Source organism: Nonomuraea sp. NPDC050328 (assembly GCF_044459405.1).
Taxonomy (GTDB): Bacteria; Actinomycetota; Actinomycetes; order Streptosporangiales; family Streptosporangiaceae; genus Nonomuraea.
In genome coordinates this window covers 56,438-74,885 of the sequence record NZ_JBITIW010000009.1, presented here as the reverse complement: position 1 = coordinate 74,885, position 18,448 = coordinate 56,438, and the positions used below count along the sequence as shown (strand labels likewise).

The 18,448-nt window shown below is 74.6% G+C and carries 13 protein-coding genes; 10 read left to right on the top strand and 3 right to left on the bottom strand.

Annotation, left to right across the window (positions count from 1 at the left end):
- Positions 1 to 8: 8 nt before the first annotated feature.
- Positions 9 to 1,445 carry an NYN domain-containing protein gene (locus ACIBG7_RS30055; protein ID WP_397338397.1) on the bottom strand — a complete coding sequence of 479 codons (1,437 nt, stop codon included), beginning with the start codon at positions 1,443 to 1,445 and terminating at the stop codon, positions 9 to 11.
- Between the two features lie 180 nt (positions 1,446 to 1,625).
- Positions 1,626 to 3,980, bottom strand: a complete 2,355-nt coding sequence (locus ACIBG7_RS30050) for a sigma-70 family RNA polymerase sigma factor (protein ID WP_397338396.1) — start codon at positions 3,978 to 3,980, stop codon at positions 1,626 to 1,628.
- Positions 3,981 to 4,245: 265 nt separating this feature from the next.
- On the opposite strand from ACIBG7_RS30050, the gene ACIBG7_RS30045 reads away from it, so the two are divergent.
- Complete coding sequence (locus ACIBG7_RS30045; RefSeq protein WP_397338395.1) at positions 4,246 to 4,830, top strand: hypothetical protein; 585 nt, start codon at positions 4,246 to 4,248, stop codon at positions 4,828 to 4,830.
- 5 nt (positions 4,831 to 4,835) lie between these two features.
- On the top strand, positions 4,836 to 5,378 hold the full coding sequence (pyrE, locus tag ACIBG7_RS30040; protein ID WP_357919339.1) for an orotate phosphoribosyltransferase: 543 nt from the start codon (positions 4,836 to 4,838) through the stop codon (positions 5,376 to 5,378).
- Positions 5,379 to 5,437: 59 nt separating this feature from the next.
- On the opposite strand, the gene ACIBG7_RS30035 is transcribed toward pyrE, so the two are convergent.
- Positions 5,438 to 5,977, bottom strand: a complete 540-nt coding sequence (locus tag ACIBG7_RS30035) for a DUF4240 domain-containing protein (RefSeq protein WP_357919336.1) — start codon at positions 5,975 to 5,977, stop codon at positions 5,438 to 5,440.
- Between the two features lie 209 nt (positions 5,978 to 6,186).
- Between ACIBG7_RS30035 and ACIBG7_RS30030 the strand changes: the two genes are divergently transcribed.
- From ACIBG7_RS30030 to ACIBG7_RS29995, 8 genes are read left to right on the top strand one after another with little or no spacing between them, the layout of a single operon-like run.
- Entirely contained in the window at positions 6,187 to 6,900 is a 714-nt protein-coding gene (locus tag ACIBG7_RS30030; protein ID WP_397338394.1) for an SDR family oxidoreductase, read from the top strand.
- Positions 6,901 to 6,914: 14 nt separating this feature from the next.
- Positions 6,915 to 8,027 carry an isochorismate synthase gene (locus tag ACIBG7_RS30025; RefSeq protein WP_357919330.1) on the top strand — a complete coding sequence of 371 codons (1,113 nt, stop codon included), beginning with the start codon at positions 6,915 to 6,917 and terminating at the stop codon, positions 8,025 to 8,027.
- Complete coding sequence (locus ACIBG7_RS30020; protein ID WP_397338393.1) at positions 8,014 to 9,495, top strand: (2,3-dihydroxybenzoyl)adenylate synthase; 1,482 nt, start codon at positions 8,014 to 8,016, stop codon at positions 9,493 to 9,495. Before ACIBG7_RS30025 ends, ACIBG7_RS30020 begins: the two co-directional genes overlap by 14 nt.
- A 5-nt stretch (positions 9,496 to 9,500) precedes the next feature.
- The gene (locus ACIBG7_RS30015) at positions 9,501 to 10,148 is read left to right on the top strand and encodes an isochorismatase family protein (RefSeq protein WP_357919324.1); all 648 of its coding nucleotides are present in this window, start codon (positions 9,501 to 9,503) and stop codon (positions 10,146 to 10,148) included.
- Complete coding sequence (locus tag ACIBG7_RS30010; protein ID WP_357919321.1) at positions 10,141 to 10,359, top strand: phosphopantetheine-binding protein; 219 nt, start codon at positions 10,141 to 10,143, stop codon at positions 10,357 to 10,359. Before ACIBG7_RS30015 ends, ACIBG7_RS30010 begins: the two co-directional genes overlap by 8 nt.
- On the top strand, positions 10,356 to 17,078 hold the full coding sequence (locus ACIBG7_RS30005; RefSeq protein WP_397338392.1) for an amino acid adenylation domain-containing protein: 6,723 nt from the start codon (positions 10,356 to 10,358) through the stop codon (positions 17,076 to 17,078). Before ACIBG7_RS30010 ends, ACIBG7_RS30005 begins: the two co-directional genes overlap by 4 nt.
- The gene (locus tag ACIBG7_RS30000; RefSeq protein ID WP_357919315.1) at positions 17,075 to 17,269 is read left to right on the top strand and encodes an MbtH family protein; all 195 of its coding nucleotides are present in this window, start codon (positions 17,075 to 17,077) and stop codon (positions 17,267 to 17,269) included. Before ACIBG7_RS30005 ends, ACIBG7_RS30000 begins: the two co-directional genes overlap by 4 nt.
- Complete coding sequence (locus tag ACIBG7_RS29995) at positions 17,266 to 18,432, top strand: MFS transporter (RefSeq protein ID WP_397338390.1); 1,167 nt, start codon at positions 17,266 to 17,268, stop codon at positions 18,430 to 18,432. The genes ACIBG7_RS30000 and ACIBG7_RS29995 overlap by 4 nt, the downstream gene beginning before the upstream one ends.
- The last annotated feature ends 16 nt before the right edge of the window (positions 18,433 to 18,448 follow it).

Here is an 18,448-nt window from a genome sequence, read left to right as displayed (position 1 = left end):
CCGGGGGGTCAGCGGCGGGCGCGTTCGAGGGCGTCCCAGAAGCCGCGGCGCAACGCGTGCCGTACCTCGTCGTGCAGCAGGAAGTCGATCGGCAACGACGACCCCTGCAGGAGCCGCGCCTCCAGGTCGGAGGGCATGCGCGGCTTGCGGGCGAGGACGGCCTCCAGCCACAGGGCGGGGGCGTCGCGGGCCACGGATTCGCCGAAGTCGTGGCCCTCGCGGTGGGCGGCCTTGACCGCGTCGGCCAGCGTCGTGGCGCTGCCGGTGCCGGGCTGGGGGCCGGCGATGGGCGCGGCCTGCGGGCCGGTGTACCCGCTGGTCTGGCCGCCGCTCTGGTAGGTGCCCGCGCTGGACGGGGTGGCGAACTGGCCGGTGGACACGCCGGGCGTGGGCTGGGGCGCGGACGGCGGCTCGGGCGTGTAGCTCGGGTAGGCCGGGAGCGCGGGCGGCGGCGCGGCGTGCGAGCGCGGCGGGGAGGCCGGGGCGGACGGCTGCTGCTGGGCGGGCGGCAGGGGTTGCACCGGCTGGCTCTGCGTCGGCGCGTTGGCGATCTGGCCGGAAGAGCCCATCTGACCCGAGGAGCCGTGCTGGCCGGAGCCCATCTGGCCTGAGGAGTTGAGCTGGTTCGACGAGCCGAGGGGGCTGGGTGCGCCGTGCTGGCCTGAGGGGGCGTGGTGGCCCAGACCGCCGTGCTGGCCGGTGGTGCTGTGCTGGCCGGAGCCGGCGAGCTGGCCCGAGGAGCCGTGCTGGCCGGAGCCGGCGGGCAACTGGTTGGGCAGCGACTGCGGCAACGACTGGGGCAGGGGCTGAGGGAGCGGGTTCGGCTGCGAGGGGGGCAGGGGCGCGATCGAGTGGGTGGCCTGGCCGTTGCTGACCGGCTGGTGGTGGCCGTTGGCCGCCTCGGCCGAGCCGCTGACCAGCGAGACGTACGGCCGCAGGTGGCCGCCGCCGATCTCGATGAGGTCGTCGCCCTCCTGCCGCAGCGAACGGGAGACGGCCCAACTTCCCTCGGCGGTGATGTGCACGACGGTGACGCGGATGCCGAGGTCCTGGGCGTCGCAGACGACCTGGGTGAGGTCCTCGTCGCCGCTGACCACGACGGCGTCGCAGATGGCGCTGTTGCGGGCCAGGGTCATCAGGTCGCGGTGGACCTGCGCGTCCACGCCCTCGCGGCGGCCGGGGCGGATGCGCGAGAGCCGCAGCTTGAGGCCGGGGATGTCGGCCAGCGCGTCGTGCTCGGGCGTGCGCCGCCCCTCGACCGTCGCCTCGTACCAGTAGCAACGCAGCAGTGGAAGGCCCGTGCGCTCGCGGGAGAGGTTCGACAGGAGCTGGAGCAGTCCGGGGTAGTCCCAGGCCACGGCCTCACGATGGCGGGTGCCGTGCACGGCCATCGCGCCGTCGGCCAGCAAGTAGCCAGCGTCCACGAACAGCGCGCAGCGATCCACGCGAACACCGCCCCTTCTGTTTGCGGCCGATTATCTGGCTCTGCACCGTCAGAGCCGGACGCGGCCCTTTCTCAGGGTAATGAAACCAGGTGATCGCGCGAGGGTTAATCCGGGCGATTCACCGTGGACGAGCCTTCCCGCTGCACCGTACCAGTGCCGTACCAGTTTGTCCGTTAATGTCTATGAACGTGCTGGTACGGCAACTGCTGCGACGCCGAAAAGCACTACGTCCTTCTTCGTGGCGAGCTTCAGGACCGGGTCGTTTCCGAGCGGCGCCTCCAAGGTGTCCACATCGACCCCGAAGGTCAGCCCGTCCGCCCCGTTCGAGGAGCCGTCGAAGACGTTGTCCCGGTCACGGTCGCCCGCGCCCGGAGTCAGCGCTCCGTCCCCCAGCGAGACCCGGTCACCGGACAGGTCGGCGTCGCCTTCCCAGGTGACCAGCTCCGCCCGGGCCGAGGCGGCGGTGGCGTGCAGCCCGCCCAGCGGCAGGCTCAGCCGGTCCTGCGCCCCGCCGACCACGGTGGCCGTGTCGAGGATCACCGCCTGGCTGTACGGCTGCGCCGGATCGGTGGCGATCACCACCAGGCTCCAGCCGGCGTGCTGCGAGACCCCTTCACGGGTCGGCATGTCCGCGGCCCACCACATCCCCCTCTTTCTCGCCGCATCGCTCACCATCGAGGTGACGTCGGCGAAGGCCTGGTAGCCGGCCCCAGAGGGAAGCTCTCGCACCAGGACCTGCGCCGGGACGACGTTCACGTAGTCCTTGCGCCCAGGTGGCCGGAACTTGATGGGACCGCCCTTGCCGACCCCCGCGGACCAGTACAGACCCGCCCAGACCACCTGGCCGCCCTCGGGCAGCTCCAGCCGGGCGCCGCTCGACGCCTTGGTGGAGTCGTCGTCGTCCTCGTCCCGGTGGCGCATCGACCACAGGTCGTTGTCCCGGCGGTCGCCCTCGCGTTTGAGCGCGCGCGTGCAGCCGGCGCGGTCCGGCGGGCAGGTCAGGAGCGAGTTGCCGATCGCGCGGACGACCACCTTGCCGTCGGTGGCGAACCGGGCCGGCGCGCCCACCTCGCGCACGCCGCTGACCGCGCGCACGCTGAGCTGCTGGTCGCCCGACTCGATGCGTACGGCAGGCCGTACCCCCTGGGGGGCGTGGGCGGCGACGAGCACCCGCAGGAAGACCGCGGTGGCCCGCCCCGCGCCGAGGGGGCCGCGCGCGCAGCGGGCGCCCTCGCCGTACGGCCGGCACGACCACCCGTCGACCGTGCCGACCGGATCGGCCATCGCGGGGACCGGCCCCACCATCCCGCCCGCAGGAGCGGCGGCCATGCCGCGCCGGGCGGCCGGAACCAGGGTGACGCCCGGCGGCAGGTCCACGAGGGCGACGACGTTCTTGCTGGGCCCGCGCCCCTCGTTGCGCAGCCGTACCGCGACGATGCCCGGGTGCGAGCGCACGAGCGCGCCGAGCGGGTCGATGGTGGCCCGCAGCCGGGCCGCGCCCGGTTTTCGCGCCGGGGACGCCGGTGGCGGTGGCGCGGGGGTCGGTTCGGCGGGTGGAGGCTCGGGCCGGGGAGGCGGCTCGGCGACCGGCGGCGGCGGTTGCGGGATGGCCGACGGCATGGCCTGCACCGCCGGCGGCCGATGTTTGACCGGTTCCTCCCCCGACACCAGCATGAGGATGGCCGCGGCGGCGACCGCGGCGGCCGTCCCGCCGGCCATGGCGGCCTGCTGGTGCTTGGGCGCGCGCCGGATCCAGCCGAAGGCCTTGAGGAGGTTGGCGCCGCCCGCCGCGCCACCGCCCTTGAGCAGGCCGGCGCAGTAGCCGCCGAAGGCCGGGCCGACGATGAGCGGGCCGACGATGACGCGCAGGCCACGGTTGACGTCGGACAGTTCGAGGAAGACTGATCGGCACTCCAGACAGTCGCCGAGATGGTCCTCGACCTGGCGGGACTCGCGCCGGGCCAGGCCGCCGCGCACGTGCGCGCCCATCTTGCCGAGGACCGGGCGGCAGGCCTGCTGAGGAGTGGCGGCCAGGTGCATCTGCAGGTAGGCCTGGCGCAGGCCCTCACGGGCGCGGTAGGCCAGCGCGGCCACGCCGTTGGCCGACAGGCCGAGCAGCGGCGCGACCTCGGCGGGCTTGGCGTCCTCGACCTCGGTGTGCCACAACACCGCCCGCCAGCGCTCCGGCAGGGACAGGAAGGCCTTGGCGACCAGCGACTTCTCCAGCCCGGTCAGCGCCGGGTCGACGAAGGGCACGCCGGGGTCGAATTCCTCGATCTCGCCGGTGGTCACCTGGCGGCTCTCCACCCGGCTGCGGTCGTAGACCGTCCGGCGGACGACGGTCAGCAGGTAGGGGCGGAACCCGGACTCGGGCCCGCCGCCCCGGCCGACCAGGTCGAGGATCTTGGTGAAGGACTCGGCGACCACGTCCTCCACCTCGGCGTCGCCCTTGACCAGGTGCCGGGCGAGCGCCCGGGCGGCGGCCACGTGCCGCTGGTAGAGCTCGCCATATGCGGAAGCGTTGCCGGTTCGCACCGCTTCCAGGAGATCCGCATCACTTTGCGGCGATTCTGCACTCATAGTGACCTCACGATTACGCGGGGTTGCCTGGCGAATCATTCCGCATTCGGCGTCATGACTAAACCGAAGTGGCGTCTTTGCTCATGGAAGGTTCGGAGGAGCGATGGAAGAGGACATCCCGGGGTCACTGCGGGCCAGGTGGCGCAAACGGAGCATGCGCGCCGGATGGTCCGTACCCGGGGACTGGTGGACACCGGCGGTGGAACGGGCGGGTGAGGCCGTGCTGAGGGGCCACGACGTCACCCGCGCGTGCGGCTCGCTCGGCGACGCCCGCGCGCGGGCCGGGGTCGGCATCGCCGAGGGGCTGACCGACCTCGCCGCGCTCTACGCCGTCCTCGGCCGGGGCGACCCGCCGTTCGAGGCGCTGCGTTCCTTCGCCGCCGGATGGACCGAGGCCACCTTCGCGCCGATGGCCGAGCTCCGCTGCGAGGACCCGCTCACCAAGCTGGTCACCCTCGCCTACCTCCGTACGCGCGTCGCCGAGCTCTATCGGGGGTCCGTGGCCGCGCGCCACCGCTTAGTGGTGGCCGAGCCGTACCACGCGATCGGAGAGCTCGCCGAACGGCTCGCGGCCACCCTCAGCCTCGCCGAACTCGTGCGCGACATCTTCCGTGGCGGCGAGACGCTCGCCCTGCTGGGCGCGGTCCGCGTCGCCGTGCTCACCCCCGCCGGCCGCACCCTGCCGGTCCGGCTGGCCGAGCTGCGCTCCGGGCGCATCGCGTACGGCAGGCGGCTGCGCGTGCGGGTGCTGCGGCTGCCCGAGGGGTACGACGAAGCCCTCCACCTGCTCAGGTCACTACGCTGAAAGGCATGACGACTGATCGTGACACCCTGCTCGCCGAGATCCAGAAGAAGGCCGTCGTGCACGGGCGGGTCGTGCTCTCCTCGGGGCTCGAATCCGACTGGTACCTCGACCTGCGGCGCATCACCCTCGACGGCACCGCCGCCCCGCTGGTCGGCCGGGTGCTCCTGGACCTGACCGCCGATCTCGACTTCGACGCGGTGGGCGGGCTCACACTGGGCGCCGACCCGGTCGCCACCTCCATGTTGCACGCCGCCGCCGCGCAGGGCCGCACGCTGGACGCCTTCGTGGTGCGCAAGGCGGCCAAGGCGCACGGCATGCAGCGGCGGATCGAGGGGCCGGACATCGCCGGCCGGCGGGTGCTGGTCGTGGAGGACACCTCGACCACCGGCGGGTCGCCGCTCACCGCCGTCGAGGCCGTGCGCGAGGCCGGGGCCGAGGTGGTGGCCGTGGTGACCATCGTCGAGCGCGGGGCCGCGGGCCGGATGGCCGAGGAGGGGCTGACCTACCGGTCGGTCTACACGCTGGCCGACTTCGGCCTGTCCGCCTGACCCGCTCGGCCGGCCAGAAGGCGCCGACCCGCGCGACCGGCGCTTACCCGCTCGGCCGGTCAGAAGGCGGGCCAGCCGGCGCGGTTGGAGCACGACTCGCGGCTGATGCCTGAGCCGGTCGCCGGGAAGGACCCGTGCCGCTTGTGGTGGAGGTGGGCGAAGAAGTAGCCCATCTCCTGGCAGTCCGCCTCGAGCACGGCCAGCCGCGGCTCCCTCATCACCGCCTCGTAGTAGTCGCGTCCCAGGGAGACGATGAAGCCCCTGGCGTACAGGAAGCCGTCGTCGGAGCCGTCGGTCACCTCGTGCACGTCGGCCCGGTCGAGGTCGTACAGCTTGCGTTCCACCACCGCGTCGAGGGCGGTCAGCTCCGCGGCGGTCAGCGGCTCGCTCGCCGCCCGCAGGTTGGCCAGGAACTCCACGTGCACGTCCTCCACCCGGCCCAGCAGCTCGTAGGCGGCGTGGTCCTCCCCCTCGACCGGAGACCGGGCGGCCAGGTCCCGGCGGGCCCGGTTGGCCGCCTCGCCCAGCGGGGCCCAGGCCTCCTCGACCATGGCCCAGAAGCGGTCCTCGTCGGCGGGCTGGAATGCGGCGGCGGTCATCGGGGGGCCTTTCGGGTCGTGCGGGGAGAGACGACGATCAGCTAACCAGTTCCCACCGACAGTTCCGCCACGGGTGGAAAGGCGACCGGCCTGGCGGGAGCGCGGTCGGTGAGCACGCCCTTACTCGATCAGTCTTGACACCTGCCCAAGAAGCGGTCAAATTAGGTAAGCCTTACCTAAATAAGGCTTGCCTAAGAAGGGCTGTGCGCATGGATGGGATCGGGGGCTCCGTGGCCCTGGTCACCGGGGCGGGCGGGGGGATCGGGGCGGCGGTGGCGGCTGCGCTGGCGGAGGCCGGGGCGGTCGTGGCCGCCGCCGACCTGGACGACGTGCCGTACCGGGTGGACGTCCGCGACCCCGGCGAGGTGGAGGAACTGGTCGGCCGGGTGGAGCGCGAGCTGGGGCCGATCGGGGTGCTGGTGAGCGTGGCGGGCGTGCTGGTGCCCGGCCACGCGCACGAGACCGACGACGCCGCGTGGCGGCAGACGTTCGCGGTGAACACCGACGGGGTCTTCCACGTCTGCCGGGCGGTCGCGCGGCGGATGATCCCCAGGCGCTCCGGCTGCATCGTCACGGTCGCCTCGAACGCCGCGTCGGTGCCGCGCGTGGGCATGGCCGCCTACGCCGCCTCCAAGGCCGCGGCCCGCGCCTTCACCCAGTGCCTGGGCCTGGAGCTGGCCGCGCACGGCATCCGCTGCAACGTGGTCTCCCCCGGCTCCACCGACACGCCCATGCTGCGCACCCTGCAGGCGGGCGACCCGGTGGCCGGGGACCTGGGCACCTTCCGCACGGGCATCCCGCTCGGCCGCGTCGCCGACCCCGGGGACGTCGCCGACGCGGTGCTCTTCCTGGCCTCCGCCCGCTCCCGCCACATCACCATGCACGACCTCCTCGTCGACGGCGGCGCAACCCTGCGCGCCTGAGTGATTGGATCTCCATGGAAGTGCTGACCACCGCCGCGGACCCGCTGGCGGGGTACGAACACGCCCGATCGGTGCTGTTCGCCTCGCCCGGGGGCACGCTGCTCACCCGCGGCGCTGCCGCGCGCGTGACCGGTGAGCTCGCCGAGCTCGCCGAGCGCCCGCCGGAGGAGCTCGGCTCCGGCCTGGCCGCCGGGGCGATCGGGTTCGACGGCGCGGCGCACCTGCTGGTCCCGGCGACCGCGACCTGGTCCGGGCCGCTGCGCCCGGCCCCGCCGCCCCCGCCGTCGGCCCGCTGGTGGACCCGGCCGGTGCCGCACCCGTCCGCCTACACCCGGGCGGTACGGCTGGCGCTGGCCGAGCTGGAGGCGGGCGAGCTGACCAAGGTGGTCCTGGCGCGCACCCTCGAACTCCGTTCCGACGAGCCGGTCGAGCCCATCGAGGTGGTCCGGCCCCTGCTCGGCCACGGCTACAGCTTCGCGGTGCCGCTGCCCGGCGGGCGCACGCTGGCCGGGGCCAGCCCGGAGCTGCTGGTCTCGCGCCGGGGCCGCCAGGTGCTGAGCAACCCGCTGGCCGGTTCGGCGGCCCGCAGCGACGACCCGGCGGTCGACTCCGCCCGCGCCGCCGCGCTGCTGGAGTCGGCCAAGGACCTGCACGAGCACCGCCTGGTGGTGGAGGCCGTCGCCGAGCGCCTGGCGCCGTTCTGCACCGAGCTGGAGGTCCCCGGGCGGCCCGGGCTCACCGCGACCAGGACCATGTGGCACCTGTCCACCCCGGTCAGCGGCACGCTGCGCGACCCGGCGCCCAGCTCGCTGGCCCTGGCCGCCGCGCTCCACCCGACCCCGGCGGTCTGCGGCACGCCGCAACCGGCCGCGCGCCGGCTCATCGCCACCCTCGAACCGTTCGACCGCGGCTTCTACGGCGGGCTGGTCGGCTGGTGCGACGCGGCCGGCGACGGCGAGTGGGCGGTGGCCATCCGCTGCGCCGAGATCGGCGAGCACACCGTCCGGCTGTACGCGGGCGCCGGCATCGTCCCCGGCTCGGTCCCCGAGCACGAGCTGGCCGAGACGACCGGCAAGTTCCGCACCATGCTCGGCGCACTCGGAGCGTGGCCCGATGCATTGGACTGACGAGGAGGCCGCCCGCTACCGGGCGCTCGGCTACTGGCGCGGCGTCAGTTTCGGCGCGCTGCTGCGCGAGCTCGCCGGCCGGTACGGCAAGCGCCCCGCCCTGATCGCCGCCGAGCGCTGGAGCTTCGACGACCTGGACGCGCGAGCCGACCGCCTGGCCGCCGGGCTGCACCGCCGAGGCATCGGCCCCGGCGACCGCGTCGTGGTGCAGCTCCCCAACGTGCCGCAGTTCCACCAGGTCTGCTTCGCCCTGTACCGGCTTGGCGCCTGGCCGGTGTTCGCCCTGCCCGCGCACCGCTCGGCCGAGATCTCCTACTTCTGCGAGTTCACCGAGGCCGCCGCCTACATCTGCGCCGAGGAGGCCGACCGGGAACGCGCCCCCGGCACCCCGGCCATCCCGCTGGCCGAGCTGCCCGAGGAGGACCCGGTCGAGCTGCCCGACCGCGACCCGGGCGAGGTGGCCTTCCTGCAGCTGTCCGGCGGCAGCACGGGCCTGCCCAAGCTGATCCCGCGCACGCACGACGACTACATTTACAGCTTCCGCGCCAGCGCCGAGCTCTGCGGGCTGACGCCGGACAGCGTCTACCTGTGCGCCCTCCCGGCGGCGCACAACTTCCCGATGAGCTCGCCCGGCGTGTTCGGCGCGCTCAGCGCGGGAGCCGCCTCGGTGCTGGCGGCCGATCCCAGCCCGGCCACCTGCTTCCCGCTGATCGAGCGCGAGCGGGTGAGCATCGCCGCGCTGGTGCCGCCGCTGGCCCTGCTGTGGTTGCGCGCCGCGGCGAGCACCCCGCACGACCTGTCCAGCCTGGAGGTGCTCCAGGTGGGCGGCGCCAAGTTCAGCGCCGAGGCGGCCCGGCGGGTGCGGCCCGAGCTGGGGTGCACGTTGCAGCAGGTGTTCGGGATGGCCGAGGGGCTGGTCAACTACACCCGGCTCGACGACCCCGAGGAGCTCGTCGTCGGCACGCAGGGCCGGCCGCTGTCGCCCGCCGACGAGATCGTGGTCGAGCCGGGCGGGCACCTGCTGACCCGCGGGCCGTACACGATCAAGGCCTACTGGCGGGCCGAGGAGCACAACCGGCAGGCCTTCACCCCGGACGGCTTCTACCGCACCGGCGACCTGGTCCGGCTCACCCCGACCGGACACCTGGTCGTCGAGGGGCGGGCCAAGGACCAGATCAACCGCGGCGGCGAGAAGATCGCCCCCGAGGAGGTGGAGAACCACCTGCTGGCCCACCCCTCGGTGCACGACGCCAGCGTGGTCGGCGTGCCCGATCCCTTCCTGGGCGAGCGCGTGTGCGCGTACGTCATCTGCGAGGGCGCGCCGCCGCCCAGGACCGAGCTGCGCGCCTTCCTGACCGCGCGCGGCATCGCCGCCTTCAAGATCCCCGATCTCTTCGAGTACGTGGACGCCTTCCCGAACACCGCGGTCGGCAAGGTCAGCAAGCTCCATCTGCGTGAGAGGACCTGACGAGCATGGCCATCCCCGCCATCACCCCCTACCCGATGCCGAGCCGTACGCCGGACAACCGGGTCGACTGGCAGCCCAGCGCGAGCCGGGCCGTCCTGCTGGTGCACGACATGCAGAACTACTTCCTGGACGCCTTCACCCCCGGGCACTCCCCGCTGGTGGAGCTCATGTCCAACGTGCTGGCGCTGCGCGAGCGCTGCGGCGACGTGGGCGTGCCGGTCGTCTACTCGGCCCAGCCCGGCGCGCAGAGCCGCGAGCAACGCGGGCTGCTCCAGGACTTCTGGGGGCCCGGCATCGGCGCGCCGGCCCGCGAGTCGGCCATCGTCGCCGAGCTAGCCCCGCGCGAGGGCGACGTGCTGCTCACCAAGTGGCGCTACAGCGCCTACCAGCGCACCGGCCTCGCCGAGCTGATGGCCCGGCTGGGTCGCGACCAGCTCATCATCTGCGGGATCTACGCGCACATCGGCGTGCTCATGACCGCCTGCGAGGCGTTCATGCGCGACGTGCAGTCCTTCGTCGTGGCCGACGCGGTGGCCGACTTCTCCGCCGAGCACCACGACATGGCCCTGACCTACGCCGCCCAGCGCTGCTCGGCCGTGACCACGACCGTGGGCGTCAGCCGGGCGCTCACCCGGGCGGTGGCCGGTGTCTGAGCTGGCCGAGCGACTGCGCGCGCAGGTCGCCGAGATCCTCTACCTCGACCCGGGCGAGCTCGCGCCGGACGACGACCTGATCGCGGCCGGGCTGGACTCGATCCGGCTGATGACGCTGGCCGAGGTCTGGAAGGCCGAGGGCGCCGAGGTGTCCTTCCCCGACCTGGTCGAGCGGCCGACCCTGGCGGCCTGGGCGGAGCTGCTGGCATGAGCACGCCTGCCGTACCGGACGGCTCGCCCAAGGTCAGGCCGCTGACCGGGGCGCAGGCCGGGATCTGGTTCGCCCAGCGGCTGGATCCCAGCAACCCGGTCTACAACGCCGCCGACCGGGTGGACATCCGCGGGCCGTTCGACACCGGGCTGTTCGAGCGGGCGCTGCGGCGGTGCCTGGCCGAGGCCGAGCCTCTGCGGCTGCGTTTCACCGAAACTCCGGCGCAGTACCTGCCCGAATGGGACACCGCCAGCGGCCGGCTCGACCACCTGGACCTGCGCGGGGCCGACGACCCGGAGGCCGACGCGGAGCGGTGGATGCGGGAGGACCTGAGCACCCCGGTCGACGTCGTCACCGGCACGCTGGCGCGGCACGCGCTGCTGCGCCTGGGTGACGAGCACGCCGTGTGGTACCTGCGCGTGCACCACATCCTGATCGACGCCTACGCCCTGTCGATGCTGGTCACCCGGGTCGCGGAGATCTACTCCGCGCTCGCCGAGGGCCTGCCGCCCGGGCCGGGGCCGTTCGGCCCGCTCGAACCCGTGCTGGCCGCCGAGGCCGCCTACGCCGGGTCGGAGGAGCGCGCCCGCGACCGCGCCTACTGGACCGGGCATCTGGCCGACCGCCCAGAACCGCCGGGGATCGCGTTGTCGGCCCGCGACGTGGTCCGCCACCGGGAGCCGCTGCCCGCCACCGGGCACTGGGACGCGCACGCCCGCGAGGCCAGGGGCACCTGGGCCGACGTGCTGGCCGCCGGGGTCGCCTGTTACACCGGGCGCGTCACCGGGACCACCGACGTGCTGCTCGGTCTGCCGCTGATGAACCGCACCGGCCCCGCTCTGCGGGTGCCCTGCCTGACGGTCAACGTGCTCCCGCTCCGCGTGGACGTACGGCCCGGCCGCCCGTTCGCCGCGCTGGTCGCCGAGACCGCGCGGCGCATCGCCGAGGCGCGGCGGCACTCCCGCTACCGCCTGGAGGACCTGCGCGGCGACCTCGGCCTGTCCGGCACCCGGCGGGCGCTGTTCGGGCCGGTGCTGAACATCAAGCCGTTCGCCACGGACGCCAAGTTCGGCGGGGCCACCGGCACCGTCCGCAACCTGGCCGCCGGGCCGGTGGACGACCTCGCGGTCACCCTCCTGGTCGACGGCGACCGGCTGACCCTGGAGCTCGACGGCAACGCCGCGCGTTACTCGCCGACCGAGGTGGCCGCGCACTGCCGTCGCCTGGCCGGCTTCCTGACCTCGCTGGCCGCCGTCTCACCCGACACGCCGCTGGGGCGGCTGACCGTCCTCACCGACAGCGACCGCGCCGCCCTGCCCGCCCCCGCAGCGCACCCCACTGCCGCGCCGACCGTGATCGCCGCTTTCCAGGAGCAGGTACGGCGCACGCCGGACGAGCCCGCCCTGGTCAGCCGTACCGGCAGCCTGACCTTCGCCGAACTGGCCGAGCAGGCCGAACGCACGGCCCACCGCCTCCGGGCCGCGGGCGCGGTCCCCGGCAGCATCGTGGCGCTGACCGCCCCGAGGTCGGCAGAACTGGTCGCGACGGTCCTGGCGGTGTGGCGGTGCGGAGCGGCCTTCCTGCCCGTGGACCCGGCCTATCCGGAGGAGCGGCGGCGCTTCATGCTCGCCGACGCCCAGCCATGCCTGGCGATCGGCCCGGACTGGCAGGGCGAGGAACCCGGCGCCGACGCCATCCTGCCGGAGGCAGCCCTCGACGACCTCGCCTACGTGATCTACACCTCCGGCTCCACCGGCCGCCCCAAGGGCGTCGCGGCCACCCACCGCGGCCTGGCCGCGCTGCTGGTCAGCCACCGGGAGCGGCTCTTCCCGCCCGGCCGGCGGCTGCGCGTCGCGCACACCGCCTCCTTCTCCTTCGACGCCGCCCTCGACCCGCTGCTGTGGATGATCGGCGGGCACACCCTGCACCTGCTGGAGGAGGAGACCTACCGCGACCCGGACGCGCTCGCCGCCTACGTGCGCGAGCAGGGCGTGGACTACCTGGACCTGACGCCGTCGCACCTCAGGGAGGTGCCCGCGCTGCTGGCCGCGCCCCCGCCGATCACGGTGGTCGGCGGCGAGGCGGTGCCCGAGGGGCTGTGGCGGGAGCTGAGCGGGCGCACCCTCGCGGTCAACCACTACGGGCCGACCGAGGCCGCGGTCGACGCCTACACCTGGACCGGCGACGGCCGCGAGTGGGCCACCGCCGGGACCGGGGCGCACGTGCTCGACGGAGCGTTGCAGCCGTGCCCGCCCGGGGTGACCGGCGAGCTCTACCTGTCCGGGGAGGGGCTGGCGCTGGGCTACCTGAACCGGCCGGAGCTGACCGCCGAGCGTTTCGTGGCCCACGCGGGCGGTGGACGGCTCTACCGGACCGGGGACCTGGCCCGCCGGGGGCTGGACGGCCGGCTGGAGCTGCGCGGGCGGGCCGACGAGCAGGTCAAGCTGCGGGGGCTGCGGATCGAGCCCGGGGAGATCGAGGCCGTGCTGGAGGAGCACCCCGGGGTGGCCGCGGCGGCGGTGGCCGTGCACGGGGAGCGGCTGGTGGGTTACCTCGTGCCCGCCGACGGCTGCGCTGCTGAGCCGACCACGGTGAGAGCCTTCGTGGCCGAGCGGTTGCCGGCCGGGCTGGTTCCGGCGGTGCTCATGATGCTTCCCGCGCTCCCGCGCACGCCCAACGGCAAGCTCGACCGCGCCGCCCTCCCACCGCCTTCCACGACGAGCGCCACGGGCACGACGGCCCGGCCGCCCGCCACCGCCGCCGAGCAGGCGATGGCCGAGCTGTTCGCCGAGGTCCTGGGCCTCGACCAGGCCGGACCCGACGACGGTTTCTTCGACCTCGGCGGCCACTCCCTGCTGGCCGCCCGGCTGGCGGTGCGGATCAGGGAGTCCTTCGGCGTCCGCCTGCCGATCACCGACATCTTCGCCGGGCCCACCCCGGCCCTGCTGGCCGCCCGGCTGCCCAGCGGGCGCGCCCCACGCCCGCCGTTGCGCCCCCGGACCCGGCCTGCGCCGATGCCGCTCTCCTCGGCCCAGGCCAGGCTGTGGTTCCTGCACCGGATGGACCCGAGGGACCCGGCCTACAACATCCCGATCGCGGTCCGGCTCCAGGAAGCGGTCGACCGGGAGGCCCTGCGGGCCGCGGTGGCCGACGTGTGCGAGCGGCACGAGATCCTGCGCACGCGCTTCCCGGAGCGGGACGGCGTGCCGTACCAGGAGATCCGGCCGGTGGGCCGGCCGGCGCTGCCGGTGTGGCAGCCGGACGTGGTCGAGGAGGCGGTGCGGACGATCGCCCGCCGGCCCTTCGACCTGGCCGCCGAGCCGCCGTTCCGCGCCCACCTGCTGCGGCTGGGGCCGCGCGAGCACCTGCTGATGCTGGTGCTGCACCACATCGCGGGCGACGGCTGGTCGGCCCGGCCGCTGGTGCGGGACGTGCTGAGCGCCTACCGGGCCCGGCGCGCCGGTGCGGCGCCGGACTGGCGGCCGCTGCCGGTGCAGTACGCCGACTACACGCTGTGGCAGCAGGAGCTCGGCGAGCCCGGCCTGGGGCACTGGACCCGCACGCTCGCCGGCCTGCCGGACGAGCTGGCCCTGCCCGCCGACCGGCCACGACCGGCGAGCCCGAGCGGGCGCGGCGGCACGGTGCCGGTGGTGGTGCCGCCCGAGGTGTGGACCGGCGTCGAGCACCTGGCCCGCGAGCGCCGGGCCAGCACCTTCATGGTCGTGCACGCCGCGCTCGCCGCGTTGCTCACCCGGCTCGGCGCGGGCGTGGACCTGCCGATCGGCACCCCGGTCGCGGGCCGGCACGACAGCGCGCTGGACGAGGCGGTCGGCTTCTTCGTGAACACGCTGGTGCTCCGCACCGACACCTCGGGCGACCCGGCCTTCGCCGAGTTGCTCGACCGGGTGCGTGCCCTCGACCTGGCCGCCTTCGACCACGCCGACCTGCCGTTCGAGAAGCTGGTGGAGGCGCTGAACCCGGTGCGGGCGCGCAACCGGCACCCGCTGTTCCAGGTCATGCTGGTCCAGCAGGACGCCACCGGCTCCGACGTGCGGGTGGTGCACACCGGGACGGCCAAGTTCGACCTCACGCTCAACCTCGACACGGCCGGGGCGGGCTTCCTGGAGTACAGCGCCGACCTGTTCGACCGGGCCGGCGCCCGCTCGATCGCCGAGCGGTTCGTCCGGTTGCTGGCCGCCGCCGTGACTGCGCCCGACCGGCCGCTCAGCGACCTCGACGTGCTCGCGCCCGGCGAGCACGAGCAGCTCGTCCACGGGTGGAACGGCGACCTGGTCAGCCCGCCGGAGGCCACCATCACCGACCGGTTCGCCGAGCAGGTCGAGCGCGCCCCGGACGCCCCGGCGGTGGACGGGCTCACCTACCGCGAGCTCGACGTGCGGGCCAACCGGCTGGCGCACGCCCTGATCGCCCGGGGCGCGGGCCCCGACCGGCTGGTCGGGCTGGCCCTGCCCCGCTCGGCCGACCTCGTCGTGGCGATCCTGGCCGTGCTCAAGACCGGCGCGGCCTACCTGCCGCTGGACCCGTCTTACCCGGCCGACCGGCTCGCCTTCATGGTCGAGGACGCCGGACCGGTCTGCGTGGTGGACGAGTCGTGGTTCGACGAGCTCGGCGGCCTGCCCGCCCACGCCCCCGCGCGGACGGCCGAGCCGGAGGACGCGGCCTACGTGATCTACACTTCCGGCTCGACCGGCCGGCCCAAGGGCGTGGTCGTCACCCATCACAACGTGGTCCGGCTGCTGACCTCGACCGACGCGCTGTTCGGCTTCGGTCCCGACGACGTGTGGACGCTCTTCCACTCGGCCGCCTTCGACTTCTCGGTGTGGGAGCTGTGGGGCGCGCTGCTGTACGGCGGGCGGCTGGTCGTGGTCCCCTTCGAGGTCAGCCGCTCCCCCGGCGACTTCCTGGAACTGCTCGCCCGCGAGCGCGTCACCGTGCTGAACCAGACGCCCTCGGCCTGCTACCAGCTCGTCGCCGCCGACGACGGCCGCGACCTGGCCCTGCGGTACGTGATCTTCGGCGGGGAGGCGCTGGAGGCGGGCCGGGTGGCGGGCTGGCGGCCGGACGGGCCCCGGCTGGTCAACATGTACGGCATCACCGAGACCACCGTGCACGTCACCTACCTGGACGGGAGCGACGGCATCGGCCGCGCGCTGCCGGACCTGCGCGTCTACCTGCTCGACGAGCGGCTGCGGCCGGTGCCGCCGGGCGTGACCGGCGAGATCTACGTCGCCGGGGCCGGGCTGGCGCGCGGCTACCTGGGCCGCCCGGGACTGACCGCGGAACGGTTCGTCGCCGACCCCTACGGCCCGCCCGGCACCCGCATGTACCGCTCGGGCGACCTGGCCCGGTGGCGGCGGGACGGCACGCTCGACTACGCCGGCCGCGCCGACCAGCAGGTCAAGATCCGGGGCTTCCGCATCGAGCTCGGCGAGGTCGAGGCGGCCGTCCTGAGCCACCCGGCGGTCGCCCAGGCCGCGGTGACCGTGCGCGAGGACCGGCCCGGTGACCGCCGCCTGGTCGCCTACGTCGTCTGGCAAGCGGCTGTCGTCGGGCAGGCGGCCGGGGTGCGCGAGCACGCCGCCCGCACCCTGCCCGGCCACATGGTGCCCTCGGCCGTGGTGGAACTCCCCGCGCTGCCGCTGACCGTCAACGGCAAGCTCGACGTACGGGCGCTGCCCGCCCCGACGGTGACGGCGGGCGAGGGCAGGCCGCCGTCCGGGCCGCGCGAGGCAACCCTGTGCGAGCTGTTCGCCGAGGTGCTGGGCCTGCCCAGGGTCGGCGTGGACGACGGCTTCTTCGAGCTGGGCGGCCACTCCCTGCTCGCGGTACGGCTGGCCTCGCGGATCGGCCAGACGCTCGGCGCGCAGGTCTCGATCGGCTCGCTGTTCGAGGCGCCCACCCCGGCGGGCCTGGCCCGGCTGCTGGAGGGCGGCGCGCGGCTCGACCCGCTGGCCACGCTGCTCCCGCTGCGCGAGTCCGGCTCGCGTCCGCCGCTGTTCTGCGTGCATCCGGCGGGCGGGCTCGGCTGGTGCTACAGCGGCCTGATCCGGCACCTGCCCGACCGGCCGATCCATGCCCTCCAGGCCCGGCGCGACCCGCTGCCCGGCTCCCTGGAGGAGCTGGCCGCCGACTACGTCGCCCGGGTGCGCGAGGTGCAGCCCCAAGGGCCCTACCACCTGCTGGGCTGGTCGACCGGCGGCATCATCGCGCACGAGATGGCCGCCCAGCTCGGCGACGTGCGGATGCTGGCCGTACTCGACGCCTACCCGGCCGAGGGCATGCGCGGCCTGCCGCCCTCCGACGAGGCCGAGGCGCTGGAGGCCCTGCTCACCATGGGCGGGTTCGCCCCGGACGCCGCCGCCACGCTGCCGGACGCGGTGCGCGTGCTGCGCCGGGCGGGCAGCCCCCTGGCGGGGCTCAGCGAGCGCGTCCTGACCGAGCTGAAGGACCTCTACCTCAACACCAACCGGCTGGTGCGAGCCCTCGACACCAAGGTCTTCCACGGCGACATGCTCTTCTTCCGCGCCACCGTGGACACCCTCGACGAGGGCCTGACCGCCGCCTGCTGGCGCCCGCACGTCACCGGCGTCATCGACGCGCACGACATCGCCTGCAGCCACAAGGACATGACCCGGCCCGAGCCGATCGCCGAGATCGCGGCGATCCTCGCGGCCCGACTGGAGGAACGGCCCCGATGAACCCCTTCGACGACCCGGACGGCGAGTTCCTGGTCCTGGCCAACGCCGAGGACCAGCACTCGCTGTGGCCCGCCTTCGCCGAGGCGCCCGACGGCTGGAGCGTGCGCTTCGGACCGGACTCGCGGCCCGCCTGCCTGGCCTACGTCGCCGCCGCCTGGAGCGACCTGCGGCCGCGAAGCCGGCGGCGGTGAGGCCCGCCGTCCTCGCGGTCTACGTGACGGCGATGTGCATGAACGGGCTGGACGCCACCATCGTCAACCCGGCCCTGTTCCGCATCGCCGCCGACCTGGGCGTCGCCCCGGCGGCGGCCAACCCGGTCGAGTGGGCCTTCCTGGCCAGCGTGGCCGCGGTCATGCCGGTCGCGGGCTGGTTGTGCGACCGGTACGGCGCGGCCCGGGTCTTCCTGGTGTCGCTGGCGGTGTTCACCGCGGGCTCCGGCCTGTGCGCGCTGGCCTGGGACCTGGGCTCGCTGGTCGGCTTCCGCGTCGTGCAGGGCGCCGGCGGCGGCGTGCTGACCCCGGCGGGCCTGGCCATGCTCTTCGCCGCCGTCCCGCCCGAGGAGCGGATGCGGCTGTCGAAGTACGTGGTCGTGCCGACGGCTCTGGCACCGGCTCTGGGGCCGGTGCTGGGCGGCTGGCTGGCCGACGCGTTCTCCTGGCGGTGGGCCTTCCTAGTCAACCTGCCCCTCGGTGCCGCCGCGGTGGTGGCCGGGCTGGTCGTGCTGCCGCTCAGCGGTGGCACGACGGTGCGCCTGGTCCTGCGCGAGCTCCTGCCGGTGCGGCAGCTCGCGGCCGACCAGGCCTTCCTGCGCGGTACGGCTGCCGCCGCGCTGGCCGCCGCCGGGCTCATGGGCATGTTGTTCGTCTTCCCGCTGATGTACCAGGACCTGCTCGGCGCCTCGGCGACCGAGGCCGGCCTGGTGCTCTTCCCCGAGGCGCTCGGCCTGCTGGCCGCCGGGTTCCTGGTCGAGCGGAGCTGCGCGCGCTGGGGCGAGCGGCGGGTGATCGCCGTCGGGCTGGCCGGTGGGGCGGTGTTGTTCGCGTTGCCCGCGTTGGCCGACCTGGGGCCTTGGCCGTTGCGGCTGCTGATGTTCGCCGTCGGCCTGGTGCTCGGGCAGGCGGTCACCGCCGTGCAGGTCACCTCGTTCGCCGGGGTGGGGCCGGAGCTGATGGGCCGGGCGATGACGCTCTTCCAGTCGGTGCGCATGCTCGGCGGCGGCCTCGGCGTCGGCCTGTGCGCGCTGGCCATCGGCCTCGGCTACCGGGCGGCCCTGCTGGTGTCGGCGGCTCTCGTGGCCGCCGCCCTGACCGCCCGAGCCGGCGCCCACGCCGTCAGCGAGACCCGGCACCCGTAGCGGCGAGGTCGGCGGC

Bases quoted from the DNA above. Each gene is read 5' to 3' on its own strand.
- pyrE (WP_357919339.1), top strand. From the start codon at position 4,836: ATGACGACTGATCGTGACACCCTGCTCGCCGAGATCCAGAAGAAGGCC.
- ACIBG7_RS30035 (WP_357919336.1), bottom strand. From the start codon at position 5,977: ATGACCGCCGCCGCATTCCAGCCCGCCGACGAGGACCGCTTCTGGGCC.
- ACIBG7_RS30030 (WP_397338394.1), top strand. From the start codon at position 6,187: ATGGATGGGATCGGGGGCTCCGTGGCCCTGGTCACCGGGGCGGGCGGG.
- ACIBG7_RS30005 (WP_397338392.1), top strand. From the start codon at position 10,356: ATGAGCACGCCTGCCGTACCGGACGGCTCGCCCAAGGTCAGGCCGCTG.
- ACIBG7_RS30025 (WP_357919330.1), top strand. From the start codon at position 6,915: ATGGAAGTGCTGACCACCGCCGCGGACCCGCTGGCGGGGTACGAACAC.
- ACIBG7_RS30000 (WP_357919315.1), top strand. From the start codon at position 17,075: ATGAACCCCTTCGACGACCCGGACGGCGAGTTCCTGGTCCTGGCCAAC.
- ACIBG7_RS30015 (WP_357919324.1), top strand. From the start codon at position 9,501: ATGGCCATCCCCGCCATCACCCCCTACCCGATGCCGAGCCGTACGCCG.
- ACIBG7_RS30020 (WP_397338393.1), top strand. From the start codon at position 8,014: ATGCATTGGACTGACGAGGAGGCCGCCCGCTACCGGGCGCTCGGCTAC.